The organism is Bradyrhizobium australiense, assembly GCF_013114825.1.
GTDB classification, from domain to species: Bacteria; Pseudomonadota; Alphaproteobacteria; order Rhizobiales; family Xanthobacteraceae; genus Bradyrhizobium; species Bradyrhizobium australiense.
In genome coordinates this window covers 80,092-94,295 of sequence record NZ_JAAVLX010000005.1, presented here as the reverse complement: position 1 = coordinate 94,295, position 14,204 = coordinate 80,092, and the positions used below count along the sequence as shown (strand labels likewise).

Sequence of the window (14,204 nt, the reverse complement as noted above, 5' to 3'; positions counted from 1 at the left end):
CTTAAACACAGGTTTGGACCATGTTGCACTGCCCAAGAACCATCGCGCGCACAATAGTTTATTCGGGAATCTTTTTAGCCACAGCTCATGCGGCGCTGGCCGCAGATCCCACGGGTGACTGGAAAGTGGCCGATGGCGTGGCCAACATTCGCGTGGCCCAATGCAACGGTAACATGTGGGGCGTCGTTTCCTGGGAAAAGACGCCGGGCGGCAAGGACAAGAACAATCCGGATGTCGCCAAGCAGAGCCGGCCGACCTTGGGCATGCCGATCCTGATCGACATGAAGAAGAAACCCGGCGTCGATGCGTGGGAAGGTGAAGTTTATAACGCCAAGGACGGACAAAACTACAGCTCGACGATCAAGCCGCTTGGGACCGACCAACTCGAGATTCAGGGCTGCGTGCTCGGCTTCCTGTGCGGCGGCGAGACCTGGACCCGTGTTGGACCGCCAATCCCCTCAAGCCCGAGCAACAGCATGGCCAAGGGCGCACCGAAGGGACCAGCCGGTGCGCCGCCCAAGTCTGCAGCTCCGGCACCGGCGTCGCCGAAGACCACGGGTGCGGTAAATCCTGCGCCCGCGCCAAAAGCCGCACCCGCTCAGAAGCAGACGGCCGGCCAGCCCGCTGATATCGGCGATATCTGCCTACTGCCCGACATCGCGCGGTTTGCCCATTAGCGCGGGCTGGAACAACAGCACGGCGGCAAGCGTGATCACGAAGGAAAGCGCCAGCAGTTTTCCCATGCTGGCGGTGCCGGGATGACTGGATAGCCACAGGCTTCCGAACGCGGTCGCGGTCGTCAGCGCAGAGAAAAAGATCGCGCGCGTCAGGCTGGACTGCAGCAGATTCGTCCTGCCCTCGCGCCACGCCGTGACGTAGTAGATCTTGAAGGCGACGCCGACGCCGAGCAGTAGCGGCAATGCTACGATATTGGCGAAGTTGAGCGGCAGTTCGATCAGGACGCAGAGCTCCAGCGTCACCGCGCCCGCCACTAACAGCGGCACCATCGTCATCAGCACGTCGGTGATCCGCCGCAGCGTCAGCCACAGCAATAGGCTGATCACCAGCAGCGCCCAAATGCCGGCGTGAATGAACGCCTTCACGATGGTGTCGCCGGATTTGAGGATCGACACCGGCCCGCCAATCGCGTTCGGCTCGGCGACCAGCACCGCATCGGCAAAGCGGCGCAAATTGTCGTTGTCGTTAGGATCGCCCTTCGGCAGCGCCTCGACGCGAATCAGCCCGTCCTTGGATTTCCAGCTATTCAACAGTTCCGGCGGCAGGGTCTTCAGCGTGACCGGACCGGCCTGTATCGTGTTCCTGAGCTGGTCGAACACGATCTTGAGCGGGGCGACGAAGATGTTCTGTGCCTTGTCGCGCGTCGCCTGATCGCTTCCGGCAAGCTTCGACAGCGCATCCGCCAGCCTCCGCGAGGCAACCGCGCCCGGGCCCTTGCCGTCGCCGGCAGTCCTGCGCAAGCTGTCGACCGAACTCTTCAGCGCCTCGACATTCTCCTCATCGGTAGGCGCCGCATCGACCGAGTCGGGATTGAGCGCGGGGCCAACCACCTTGGCCGCCTTGGCGATCAACTGGAGCTTGGCCGGCTGATCCTCAGGCACGAAACTGTCGATCGACATCACGCGCAGTACTTCGGGCAACTTTTCCAGCCGCGCCTCGATTTTCTTCGCTTCCGCTTCGGAATTGGTCAGCACGTTGATGGCGTTGGCGCCGGTGTTGGGATCCTTACGCAGGTCGAGGAAGGTCGCGATCGATTCGGCCTTGGGATTGCGCAGGTTGATCGGGTTGAAGTCGAACTTCATGAAATAGAGCAGCGGCAAGCCGGCCACGACGAGGAGCAGCGTGCCGACGACAATGATGACGCGGTGCCTTTCGAGGAATTCGTCCACCGGCGCCAGAAACGCGTAGCCGACCGGCTCGTTTTCGCCGGGCGGGTGGAGCAGCTTCAGCATTGCCGGCAGTACCGTGATGCTCGAGATAAAGGCGATCAGCATGCCGGCGCCGGCGATCTTGCCGAGTTCGGAAATGCCCTTGTAATCGGTCGGCAGGAAGCACAGGAAGCCGGCGGCGGTGGCCATCGCGGCGAGCGACAGCGGCACCGCGGAACGTCGGGCCGCGCTCTCCAGCGCCAGCGCCATATCCTCGTTCTTGAAACGCTCCGAACGGTAGCGGACGCTGAATTGAATGCCGAAATCGACGCCGAGGCCGACGAACAGCACAGCAAAGGCGATCGACAGCAGGTTCAGCGACCCAACCATCATCAGGCCGACGGCCGTCGTGGTGGCAAGGCCGATGAACAGGTTCACGAACACTGCGAAGATGATCTTCCCCGAATGCAGCGCCATCCAGAGAATGACGAGGACGATGAGCACCGTTGCGACGCCATTGACGATCGCGCCGTCCTGGACGGTTGAATATTCCTCGTTGGCGATGGGAACCGGGCCGGTCAGCCGGACGCGGGCGTTGTATTGGCTGGCGAAGTTGAGCTCAGTCGCGGCCTGCCGGATCGCGTCGGTCGCGTCCTTGCCGGGCTCGAGTGCGTTGTAGTCGAGCTTCGGCTTGAACTCGATGAAGGCGCGTCGGTCGGCATCGGTCAAAGGCTTGTCGCTGACGAGTTCGCGCCAGGAGAAGGTCGCCGTCCCCTTGTTCAGGATGTCCTCGACCGTCTGGCTGATCAGGTTGAACGGGCGCTCGGTATTGTCGAGCTTGACCTGCCCGCGCTTAACGCCGGCAAGCCCGGTCTCCAGCGCGCCGGTCAGGCCGCGGATCGAGGGATCGCCGGCCATGATCTCGATCAGGGGGGCCGCCGCTTCGAGCTGGCCGGCGACCTTGCCGACTTCTTCCACCGGCAGGAACAACAGCCCGTTCTTCTCGAAGAATTCGCCGGAACCGAGCGGCTGCACCGATTCGAAATGTTTGGTGTCGCCGGACAGCTTTGTGGCCAGCGCCTTGGAAGCCGCACTGGCGAGTTCCGGGGTCGGGGCCTCGACGACGGCCAGGATCAGTTTTTCGCGATCGAAGGCGTGCTCGAACTGATTGTCGCGCTTGCGCCAATCGAGGTCGGGCGAAATCAGCGTATTGATGTCGGTGTTGATCGCGAAATGCCGGGCGGCATAGTAGCTCGCTCCGACCGCCAGAAGCAGGGAGACGATGAGAACGAGAGTGGCAAACCGCGTACAGGTTCTGACAATCGAGACAACAATGCTGGTCAGCACTTCGTTTCTTTCTAAATCTCAAGGAGAGCTGGGCGAAAACGCCCGCTGTCTAGCGGAGTTCCCGCTGCCGATCTAATGTTGTTTTGTTACGTCGCAGAGGGTTCAAGCGAAGTCGCCAAACAAAACAGATCGGAGCGGCCGTTCGGGCGCCGGTATAGCCGGTCCGGGTGGGCGATAAAGTGACGAACCGGTGAGGAACAACCGTTCTCGAAGGGTATTTTTAGGTATTTTATTACCTATGACTCGGTAACCATTGCGCAATGCACCTTTTCTAGCGGCACGATTTTTGACACATAGTCCTGCGCTTCCATCTAATTGGGTGGGGATTACCTACGGGTTCCGGCCGTGGTGCGGATATTGCAAATCCGGATGTGACCGGCTGCACGGAGACCTTCGGGTGAATTTGCGAATTCAGTACCTCTTGCAACTTGCGTAATGGACATCCCATGGAAGTGTATCTAGCGCAGCCCCGCGGATTTTGTGCGGGCGTCGTGCGTGCCATCGAAATCGTTGAGCGTGCGCTCGAGAAATACGGCCCGCCGGTCTATGTCCGGCACGAGATCGTGCACAACAAATACGTGGTCGAGAGCCTGAAGGCCAAGGGCGCGATCTTCGTCGAGGACCTGTCGGAAGTGCCGCCGCTGGCGGTAACCGTGTTCAGCGCCCATGGCGTGGCCCGTACCGTCGAGGAAGAGGCCGCCGCCCGCGGCCTGCCCGTCCTCAATGCCACCTGCCCGCTGGTCACCAAGGTCCATAATCAGGGTAAACGGTATATGTCCAAGGGCCGGACCCTGGTCCTGATCGGTCATGCTGGTCATCCCGAGGTCGAGGGCACCATGGGCCAGGTTCCAGGGCCGGTTCTCCTGGTCCAGAACGTTGAAGACGTGGCGGCCCTGACGCTGCCCACCGACGCCCCGGTGGCCTATATCACCCAGACTACCCTCAGCGTGGACGACACAAAGGACATAATCGCCGCCCTTCAGGCCAAATTTACAGATATTCAAGGCCCCGACATCCGGGATATCTGCTATGCGACACAGAACCGCCAATCTGCGGTAAGGGACCTGAGCAAGCTGGTGGACGTCATCTTGGTGGTGGGGGCCGCCAATAGTTCCAACTCGAACAGGCTTCGCGAAATCGGCACCGAGGTCGGCGTCGCGAGTTATCTCATTGCTGATGGGAGCGAGCTGAACCCTGATTGGCTGAAGGATGCAAAGGCTGTCGGCATCACGGCGGGCGCATCGGCGCCCGAAGTTTTGGTCGACGACGTGATCGAGGCTTTGAGGCGTATCGGACCCGTCACGGTTTCGGTGCTTCCCGGCCGGGAAGAGAATATCGAGTTCCGGCTTCCGGCCGAACTCACTGCGGGTTGATTCACTTCAAGATTTACAGGTCCAGAAAGAAAATCTCCAAAATGGCAATACCGTTCTTCAAGGAAATGCGCATCGGCGGCTATCTGATGAAGCAGAAGTTGCTCGGCCGGAAGCGCTACCCGCTCGTGCTGATGCTGGAGCCGTTGTTCCGCTGCAATCTTGCCTGCGTCGGCTGCGGCAAGATCGACTATCCCGATGCGATCCTGAATCGCCGTATGACCGCGCAGGAATGCTGGGACGCGGCCGACGAATGCGGCGCGCCGATGGTGGCGATTCCCGGCGGCGAGCCGCTGATCCACAAGGAGATCGGCGAGATCGTGCGCGGCCTCGTGGCCCGCAAGAAATTCGTCTCGCTCTGCACCAATGCGCTGCTTCTGGAAAAGAAGCTCGATCTGTTCGAGCCCTCGCCCTATCTCTTCTTCTCGGTGCATCTCGACGGCTTGAAGGATCACCACGACAAGGCGGTGTCGCAGAAGGGCGTGTTCGACCGCGCTGTTTCCGCAATCAAGGCCGCGAAAGCGCGCGGTTTCACCGTCAACGTCAACGCCACGATCTTCGACGGTCATCCGGCGGAAGAGATCGCAAAATTCCTAGACTTCACCACCGAACTCGGTGTCGGCGTCTCGATGTCGCCGGGCTACGCCTATGAGCGCGCCCCGGACCAGGAGCACTTCCTCAACCGTACCAAGACCAAAAAACTGTTCCGCGACGTCTTCGCGCTCGGCAAGGACAAGAAGTGGAATTTTATGCATTCCGGCCTGTTCCTGGACTTCCTGGCAGGTAACCAGAGCTACGAATGCACACCGTGGGGCATGCCGGCGCGCAATATCTTCGGCTGGCAGAAGCCCTGCTACCTACTTGGCGAAGGCTATACCAAGACCTTCAAGGAACTGATGGAGACCACGGACTGGGATTCCTACGGCACCGGCCGTTACGAGAAGTGCGCCGACTGCATGGCGCATTGCGGCTATGAGCCGACCGCTGCCAACGCGGCGCTGACAAATCCGTTCAAGGCGATATGGGTCGCGCTGCGCGGCGTCCGCACTTCGGGTCCGATGGCGCCCGAGATCGATCTCTCCAAGCAGCGCCCGGCGCAGTACATCTTCTCCGAACAGGTCCAGAAGAAGCTTTCGGAAATCCGCCGTGACGAGGCGGCTGCCGCCGCCGCCAAGCAGCAGGAGAAGGCCTCCACCGCCGCCTGAGCGAGCGCTGAAGCAAGATTAAAGGGCCCCGGTTTCAGCGACCGGGCCCTTTTCTTTTTGTTTGACGCCCTTTGAAAATCTTGAAGTCGGCCGCAGCGGCGCGGATCAAATCTCCGCGGTGGCGAGGCTCTCGCCGTACAGGAAGCCACGGCAGCCGCGCAGCGAGCGCAGCGCGCGATTGAAATCGATGCCTGTGGAGACCAGCGCGCGCAGCGTGGCGGGATTGCGCGCCACCCCGCGCAGCACTTTGCCGAGATCGATATCGCCGTTCGGCTTGATGGCGCTCTTGGCGAGCGCCGGAAGCGCCCGGCTGGCCGGATCGGAGATCACTCGCAATGCGGCGAACGGCAGCCCCGCCTCGGCCGCATAGGCCGCCGCGATGTGGCTTTCCATATCGACCGCCGCTGCTCCGGTCTCCGAATGGAGCGCGGCCTTGCAGGCGGTCGCCGCGATCACCTGTTCGACGCCCGAAAGGACACCACGGACCACGCGCCGGCGGCGCAGCGCGGCGCGGGCAATCATTTCCTCGTTCAGCGCCAGACCTGCCAGAAAACGGGTATCGCCGGCCAGAACCTCGGTCGCCACCACCACATCGCCCGATTTCAGCGACGGATCGAGCCCGCCGGCGACACCGAACGAGATGACACCCCTGAAGGTGGTGGGATCGAGCGTTGCCAGCAGCGCGCGCAATTGCTGCGGATCGCTGGAACTGCAGATGACGATCATGCCGGGCCCGGCCGCGATGCGGGCCTCCTGCACCAATCCTGTTACGATCAAAACCGGCCGCGGATCATTCGAATTGCTGTCACCCGATCTGTCCACGATCGCGGCGGCCCCCGCCCCCAAAGTCACATCCCGACCCCTACCACCCTGCTGTTGGTGCTTCTCAAATTCCGATACCGCGCCAGCGCCCAGAGCGGAAAGAACTTCGAGTAGCCATGATAACGCAAATAAAACACCCGCGGAAAGCCCGTAGCCGTGTAGCGCGCCTCGTCCCACAGTCCTTTCTCAGTCTGTGTGGCTTTTAGGTACTCCACGCCCCGCACGACGGCCGGATGTTCCACCTCGCCGGCCGCCATCAGTCCAAGCAAGGCCCATGCCGTTTGCGAGGAGGTCGACGGCGCCCGCTCATATCCCTTGTAATCGAGTCGGTAACTGACCGCATCCTCGCCCCAGCCGCCATCCCGGTTCTGAATCGAAAGCAGCCAGTCTGCCGCCTTCCGGATCATAGGATCCTGGTGGTCCACGCCGGCGGCATTGAGCGCGCACAGCACCGACCAGGTTCCGTAGATGTAGTTCAGCCCCCAGCGGCCGTACCAAGATCCTTCCGCGAGCTGGGTGCGGCGCAAAAAGGCAATCCCGTCCGCGACTGCCTTGCTGGTCTCGGCGGTCTCGCCGAGTTGGGCCAGCATCGAAATGCAGCGCGCGGTGACGTCCTCGGTCGGCGGATCGAGCAGCGCGCCGTGATCGGAGAACGGGATGTTGTTGAGGTAATATTCGAGATTGTTGACGTCGAAGGCGGCCCAGCCGCCATCACGGCTCTGCAGGCCCTCGATCCACTCGCGGCCGCGCGCAATCGCCTGATCGTATTCCTTGCTGCCGGACGCCCGCCGTGCGCGGTCCATCGCCATCACGACCACGGCGGTGTCGTCGAGATCGGGATAATAGTCGTTGTTGTACTGGAACGCCCAGCCGCCCGGGCGGACATCAGGCGCCTTCGCCGCCCAGTCGCCCTTGAGGTCGAGCACCTGTCTCGGCTTCAGCCAGTCGAGACCCTGCTCCATCTTCTTGATCGTATCGTCGCCGCCGGCTTCCGCCAGCGCGTGGCAGGTCAGCGCGGTATCCCACACCGGCGAGACGCAGGGCTGGCAATAGGCCTCGTGCTCGCCGATCACGAGCAGCTTGTCGATGCCCTTGCGGGTGACCGCGCGCGGCGGATAATCCGGTCCCTTGCCGAGCGCGTCGTACATCATGACGACATTGGCCATCGGCGGATAGATCGCGCCCATACCGTCTTCACCGTTCAGCCGCTCCTCTGTGAATGCAAGCGCGGCGTCGATCGCGCGCTGGCGCAGCTTTTTCGGAAACAGCGGTTCGGCCACGCGCAGGATCTTGTCCAGCGTGCTGAAGAGCGTGAACCAGCCCCAGCTCTGATGCGGCGCCTTCTTGTTCATCCCGACCGATTTCGGGTCCTGCAGGAACAACTCGTCGATGCCAACACCCTTCGGGTTCTTCGCCAATGGCTTGAGTGCCGCCATAACCATCAGCGGCACGATCGTCGTGCGGGCCCAGTAGGAAATCTTGTTGAGATGGAACGGCGACCACATCGGCAGCAGCATGATCTCGACCGGCAGCACCGGCACCGCGCGCCAGCTCAGCACGCCATAGAAGGCCAGCAGGAAACGCGTGAAGACGTTGCTGCCGGAGGCGCCGCCGCGCGAGCGGATCGCCTCGCGCGCACGCACCATGTGCGGCGCGTCGACGGAATCGCCGATCATCTTCAGCGCGAAATAGGATTTGACGCTGGCGCTCATGTCGAACGGGCCATCCTGCACCAGCGGCCAACCGCCATGACTGCCCTGGGTGCGGCGCAGATAGTTCGCGATCTTGGCTTCTAGCGCGCTGTCGACGGGCTCGGCGAGATAGTGGCGCAGCAGAATGTATTCAGCGGGGATGGTGCTGTCGGCTTCCAGCTCGAACACAAAGTGTCCATCGGATTGCCGGTAGCCGAGCAATGCCTCGGTCGCAGAAGAGATGCTCTTCTCCAGCGCGACGGGATCGACTGTCGCAACGGAATCGACCGCAATTTTTTTGTCGACGGAAAGCATATCGCTAGACTCTCTCCATTCGCGAGCAGCTTCTGTGAAGCCGGTCACGCTTTGATCCGATCAGGCTGGCCTCGCCAGAACCAGATCGGCGGCGCGATCACCCGATCGCACCGATCCCTCGATGGTTGCCGGTAATCCGGTATCAGTCCAGTCGCCGGCGAGAAACAGGTTTTTGAACGATGTCACGGCGCCCGGCCGCAGCGCATTCTGCTCCGGCGTCGCCTCGAACGTCGCACGGCGCTCGCGCACGATCTGCCAGGGCGGCAGCGGCAATTCGTCCGGCAGGCCGACGGCCTTGCAGACATCCCGCCAGATCGCCAGCGCGAGTTCTTCGCGCGGCATATCCACGAGACGGTCGCCGTTGCTGATGGTGACCGACAGCCGCTGCGGGAACGCGAACAGCCATTCCACGAGGCCACCGACGACACCGAGAATCGGCGCGGCATCCTTGGGCGGATCGAAACGGAAATGCGCATTGACGATGGCGCGGAATTTCGATGGCGTCTTCAGGCCCGGCAGCAGCGCCGCCGCAGGACGCGGCGGCACTGCGAGCACCACGACGTCGTCGGGGCCGAGCGCGATGGTGTCGCCAACGAATTTCAGCTCGCCGACATGGCTCCCCTTCATGACGAGGTCGCGCAGCTCATGACCGAGTTGGACCGAGGCGCCTTTGTCCTGCAACAGCTTGATCGCAGGCTCGACCAGCACGGCGCTGAGGCCATCGCGCGCGATCAGCGGCCGGCAGGCCTGCCCACCCGCCAGCAGTGTTTCCCGCACGATCGCGCCGGCAAGCCCCGCCGAGCCCTCGGGCGGATCGACGTTGAGCGCGGCCAACAGCAGCGGCTGCACCAGCCGGTCGTACAGCGTGCCCTTGCAGGGGATTGCATTGCCGACCAGTTTGTCGGTCCCTGCCCAGACCAGAGGCGCCAAGGCGAGATAATCGAGCAGCTTGGTATCGGGGACGCGGCGTGCCTCGTCGAGCACCCACAGCGGCAACTTGCCGTCACCGAGGTCGAGCTGCCAGCGCTGGTCGGTTGAGATGTCGACGAAGGGAAACTGCGCAAGCTTCGGCCCGACCAGCCCCGCCTCGGTGCCGATCGATCTGGCGTAAGCCAGCGCATGGCGGTTACCTGACAACAGCAGATGGTTGCCGTTGTCGATGGTGAGGTTAGTGGCCGCGTCGAAATAGGACCGGCAACGGCCGCCGGCCTGCTGCGTGGCCTCGTGGACATGCACCCGGTAATTGGCGTTGGCGAGCCGCACGGCCGCTGAAAGGCCGGAAATGCCGGCGCCGATGATATGAACGTTTTTCTGCATCAGATGATCGCATAACGAAGGAGGATGGCAATCTTCGCCCATTTGTGAACGCGAACCGGCTCGCGCGGAGCGGCAAAACCCCGGGCCAATAGCAAGTCCAGGATCGCGCGGTAATATTTCGACATGATTCGCGGCGCGCGCACCACGCGCCGCGAATTGCGTTTCATGATTTGGTCGGCTTTCTCGAAATGCTTTTTCGCGCGCTCGGCCAGCGGCAGGCATACTTTCGGCAATGCGCGATCGACAATCACCCGTTGCGGATCGTCGGTCGTGATGCCGGCAAGCAGCAGGCCCTCGCGTGGCAGATAGAGGCGGCCGAGGCCGGCGTCTTCATCGATGTCGCGCAGTATATTGGTCAATTGCAGCGCGCGTCCGAGGTGGTGGGCGAGCAGGATCCCGTCTTCCTCGGGCAAGCCGAACACGCGCACCGACAAGCGTCCGACCGCGCTTGCGACACGGTCGCAATAGAGATCGAGGGTCGCAAGATCCGGCGCGCGGATATCCTGCGGCACGTCCATTTCCATGCCGTCGACGATGGCGAGAAAATCCTCGCGCTTCAATCCGAAGGTTTTGACCGACGCGGCGTAATCCTGCAGGCGCGGCGGCGGGCGGCCCTGGTACAACGCGTCGATGTCATCCCGCCATTGCTGGAGCGCGGCCAGCCGCTCGGGCCGCCGGCCGTTGGAATCGGCGATGTCATCGACCTGACGGCAGAAACTGTAGATCTGGAACATCGCCTCGCGCTGGTCGCGCGGCAGAATGCGCATCGCGGCATAGAACGAACTGCCGGACGCGGTGGTGCCGTAATCTGCGTTGGCCGCCGCCGGATGCAACGTCATGCGCCGGCCGCCGGTTTTGTCTGGGGACGACGTCCAATCGCGCGGCGGGTGATCTCGCCGACGACGCCGCCGATGGTGTGGCCGAGCAACTCCAGCTTGCTCAAATGTACGCGCTCACAGAGCGGATCGCGCACTTTCAGCATGCCGACGATCTTGTCGGCAAACGCCTGGATCACGGCAATATCGAGCCCGAGCCGGAAATCCTTCACCTCGGCGTTGAGCGACCTGCTCTTGTTGAGGAGGGTTTCGGTCCTGACCGCGAGTGCATGAAGGCATTGCAACAGCACCGGCTGCGACTTTGCCTCGCCCAGCATCTCGACAGTGGCACCGCTTGCTGCCAGCGCATCGCGCGGCAGGTAGACGCGGTTGAGATTCTTGTAGTCCCTGGCGCAATCCTGCAAATGGTTGTTGATCTGCAGTCCCGCACACAGCGCGTCGGAGGCGGCCCAGGTCGAGGTGCTCTCACCATGAACGTCGAGCATGAAACGGCCGACCGGCATGGCCGAATAGCGGCAATAATGAATGACGTCGTCCCAGTTCTCGTAACGCAGCTTGGTGACGTCCATCCGGAATGCGACCAGCACATCGAGCGCGTGCCGCGGCACCATAGCGCGCTCGGCCAGGGCACGGCGCAGATGGACGGCCTCCGGTTGCGTGTCGCCCTTGCCCAGCAATTCCGCCTCGAGCAGGTCGAGATAGCGCAGCTTTTCGTCCGCGCTAAGTGTTGCGTGGTCGGCGATGTCGTCGGCAGTCCTGACGAAATTGTAGAATGAGAGGATCAGCGCCCGGTGACGCGGATGGATAATCCACGACGCGACCGGAAAATTCTCGTCGCGGTCGGTCTTTCCGGATCGCAGGTCGCTCGCGGTGGTCATCAAGAACTTGCTACATCAATCGGGATTGGCGGCACGCGCCGGTGCTTCGGCGCATGCGAGGAGATCGCGAGCCCCATATAGGGGAATACGCCGCCAAAACCAATGCTATATGGGCTGATTAGCCCCGCCCGTGACGCGCGTCATAGAGCCGAAAATGGCTTTTCAGCGAGGGTTAACGGACGCTAGCCGCGCCTTATTGGCCGTTGTTCTTGAGAACCTGGTTGCAAGCCGCACTGATCTTGGGCCGATGTTCCTTAAGGCACGCCAGGATCGTGAGATCGCCCTGATCGATAACCGGGCGGCAGAATTTCTGCACGTCGCGCGTACAGGCCTTCTGCTCCTCCGCCGTTCCGCTGCGCTGTTGCTGGGCGAAGGCGATGTTCGACGAGACCGACATCGACAACAAGGTGAGGGCCAGGAGAGATTTACGCATCGTATTCCTTCATTTCGGCAGCATGAAAATCCTGTTCCCGATTTGCGTTTCGGCATCGCCGGGGCGGATTTGTTTGGATGGCAGGTGCCGCGTAACGCAGCAGCGTGCACAGGACAAGCATGGTAAATGCGGCCAAATTTACGGCGATCTCAGCGCCACAAATAACAAACTGATATCTAAGGTGTATTTTTGCCACAGCCCTCCCGCAATTGGCTGTTGCAGACAATGCGGCGCGAAGCTAGATGCTGCGCCGACGGAGCCGATGCGAATATTTGATTCCATTCGGCTGCTTGTGCCCTTTCCTGCCGCAACCGGCGGAAACAACACTCCGTCATTTTGAACCTAAGATACTGCGGAAACACTAAATCTTCGATGCGGCGAGACGTATCTTGCAAGAGAAGCGTCTATTTTATGGGAAAACTCACGATGAAACTGTTTGGTTCCAGCTTGTTCGGTCAGGCTCTCGCAGCGGCCGGGATCGGCGCCGCGCTCATGTTGTCGGTCACCGCAGGCCATGCCCAGGTCGGCGGTCCGTTTGCCGGCTTTGATGGAAACTGGAGCGGCACCGGCACCGTCGCGCTGTCCAACGGCACCACCGAGAACATCCGCTGCAAGGCCGACTACAAGGTCAATGCCAACGGCCTCGGCCTGAAACAAAACCTGCACTGCGCCAGCGACAGCTACAAGTTCGACCTGTCGAGCGACGTCACCAGCCAGGGTGACCGCATCTCCGGCAACTGGAGCGAAAAGAGCCGGAATATCTTCGGCAATCTACAGGGCACCGCCGGCGGCGGCCAGATCGACGTGTTCGTCGAGGCGTCGGGATTTGCAGCCAACCTGAATTTGCGCACCACCGGCAACAAGCAGATCGTGCAGATCGACTCCAAGGGCGAGATCCGCGGCGTCAAGATCACGATGACGAAGACCTGATACGGCTCATCACGCCAGTAATGCCAAATGGCGGCCCTCCCCCGGTGCCGCCATTTTCATTTTCGGCAGCTCAGCGGAATTGCCAGCCCCAATGGCTATCGCCGCGGTCGCGGCGTTCCGTCAGATCGACCCGTATGAAGCGGTCATGCGCAAGCGCGGCCCCCACCCACAATTCGTTCCAGGCGTCGAATACCGCAGGCGACAGCGCTTCGCGCTCCGCCATCAGCCGCCACGAGGTCTGGCGCACGGTTGCGCCCGAACCTTCGATCCGTAATTCCGCATCGTCATCTTGCCCCCGCGCAAGCCGGGCGAAGGCCTTGGCGAACCCCACCGCTCCCGCTTCGACCCCGCCCAGCATCGCGGCGACATCATCGAAGGTGTGCATCCCGACAAGCCGCGCCGCGGCGGCGGCGAGATGGCCGCCCTCTTCCGGACCGAGCACGGCAATCGTCTCCGGCACGATCGAGGTGACGTACTCCATCGCATAGTTGCGCAGCACTTTCTGCAGCCGTTCCTCCGGCCATGTGTTCTCCGGCAGGCGCGGCGCGAGATCGGCGCGGAACGGTGGACAGCGCTCGCCGGGCGAAAACTGCAGCCGCTCCTCGGGCGCGAGATCGTGATCCCACTCCTTGTAGTAACCCTCCAGCCCGGGCTGACCATCGACGGTCTGCCCGGTGCAGACGAAGCCGAGCTTGGGGTTGCCGAGCACGGCGCCGTTATTGGCGTGCCATCCGCGCAGCATCGCCCGCGACACTTCCGAGGGGATTCCGCAAATGGCCGTGCCGGACCAGATCCAGCGCGGCGGCGGGTAGCGCACCCAGGCCTTGCGGTCGTTCTCGTAGACATACTCGACCTTCACGCCGCCGACCTGGTTCGACAGATAGTGATATTGCGCGCAGGCGACCGCATGAGGGAGCTGGTCGAGGCCGAGCTTCTTCAATCCGGGAAGAAAGCGCGCCAGCTGCTGGCGCCGAAAGGTACGAAACACCACCTTGGCGGCGCGTGGCGCGCCGGCCCGCGATGCCAGCATCAGGATCAGCCCGGTGAGATAGGAATGATAGATGTGTTCGACCGCGCGGTAGGCGGCAGCGTCGGCCGCAGGGCGAGCGGCTAATCCTGCAGACGTCATTCCTCAGCCTCCTCTGCGGCTGCCGTTGGCCGGCAAACCCTGCTA

The 14,204-nt window shown here is 62.3% G+C and carries 12 protein-coding genes; 4 read left to right on the top strand and 8 right to left on the bottom strand.

Annotated features, from left to right (window positions below; translation table 11 throughout):
* Window positions 1-20: 20 nt before the first annotated feature.
* Entirely contained in the window at window positions 21-677 is a 657-nt protein-coding gene (locus HCN58_RS16615) for a DUF2147 domain-containing protein (protein WP_171580479.1), read from the top strand.
* On the opposite strand, the gene hpnN is transcribed toward HCN58_RS16615, so the two are convergent.
* Window positions 645-3,233 (bottom strand): hopanoid transporter HpnN, encoded by a 2,589-nt coding sequence (hpnN, locus tag HCN58_RS16610; protein ID WP_171580478.1) that lies wholly within the window; start codon window positions 3,231-3,233, stop codon window positions 645-647. The genes HCN58_RS16615 and hpnN overlap by 33 nt on opposite strands.
* Before the next feature lie 446 nt (window positions 3,234-3,679).
* On the opposite strand from hpnN, the gene ispH reads away from it, so the two are divergent.
* Together ispH and hpnH are read left to right on the top strand one after the other, a co-directional pair.
* Window positions 3,680-4,606 (top strand): 4-hydroxy-3-methylbut-2-enyl diphosphate reductase, encoded by a 927-nt coding sequence (ispH, locus tag HCN58_RS16605; protein ID WP_171580477.1) that lies wholly within the window; start codon window positions 3,680-3,682, stop codon window positions 4,604-4,606.
* Window positions 4,607-4,647: 41 nt separating this feature from the next.
* Window positions 4,648-5,808 (top strand): adenosyl-hopene transferase HpnH, encoded by a 1,161-nt coding sequence (gene hpnH, locus HCN58_RS16600; RefSeq protein ID WP_171580476.1) that lies wholly within the window; start codon window positions 4,648-4,650, stop codon window positions 5,806-5,808.
* A 105-nt stretch (window positions 5,809-5,913) separates the two neighbouring features.
* Here the strand turns inward: hpnH and HCN58_RS16595 are convergent, their stop codons facing one another.
* The 6 genes from HCN58_RS16595 to HCN58_RS16570 form a co-directional block, all read right to left on the bottom strand.
* Window positions 5,914-6,660: a phosphorylase gene (locus HCN58_RS16595; RefSeq protein ID WP_376701182.1), complete on the bottom strand. Its 747-nt coding sequence runs from the start codon at window positions 6,658-6,660 to the stop codon at window positions 5,914-5,916.
* Window positions 6,657-8,636, bottom strand: coding sequence for a squalene--hopene cyclase (gene shc, locus HCN58_RS16590; protein ID WP_171580475.1), 1,980 nt, complete (start codon window positions 8,634-8,636; stop codon window positions 6,657-6,659). Before shc ends, HCN58_RS16595 begins: the two co-directional genes overlap by 4 nt.
* Before the next feature lie 60 nt (window positions 8,637-8,696).
* Window positions 8,697-9,953: a hydroxysqualene dehydroxylase HpnE gene (hpnE, locus tag HCN58_RS16585; RefSeq protein ID WP_171580474.1), complete on the bottom strand. Its 1,257-nt coding sequence runs from the start codon at window positions 9,951-9,953 to the stop codon at window positions 8,697-8,699.
* On the bottom strand, window positions 9,953-10,792 hold the full coding sequence (gene hpnD, locus HCN58_RS16580; RefSeq protein ID WP_171580473.1) for a presqualene diphosphate synthase HpnD: 840 nt from the start codon (window positions 10,790-10,792) through the stop codon (window positions 9,953-9,955). Before hpnD ends, hpnE begins: the two co-directional genes overlap by 1 nt.
* Window positions 10,789-11,667 (bottom strand): squalene synthase HpnC, encoded by an 879-nt coding sequence (gene hpnC / locus HCN58_RS16575; protein WP_171580472.1) that lies wholly within the window; start codon window positions 11,665-11,667, stop codon window positions 10,789-10,791. Before hpnC ends, hpnD begins: the two co-directional genes overlap by 4 nt.
* A 193-nt stretch (window positions 11,668-11,860) precedes the next feature.
* Entirely contained in the window at window positions 11,861-12,100 is a 240-nt protein-coding gene (locus HCN58_RS16570) for a cysteine rich repeat-containing protein (protein ID WP_171580471.1), read from the bottom strand.
* 426 nt (window positions 12,101-12,526) lie between these two features.
* Between HCN58_RS16570 and HCN58_RS16565 the strand changes: the two genes are divergently transcribed.
* Entirely contained in the window at window positions 12,527-13,030 is a 504-nt protein-coding gene (locus HCN58_RS16565; RefSeq protein ID WP_171580470.1) for a hypothetical protein, read from the top strand.
* Between the two features lie 70 nt (window positions 13,031-13,100).
* Here the strand turns inward: HCN58_RS16565 and HCN58_RS16560 are convergent, their stop codons facing one another.
* Window positions 13,101-14,159, bottom strand: a complete 1,059-nt coding sequence (locus tag HCN58_RS16560; RefSeq protein WP_171580469.1) for a hypothetical protein — start codon at window positions 14,157-14,159, stop codon at window positions 13,101-13,103.
* Window positions 14,160-14,204: the final 45 nt, after the last annotated feature.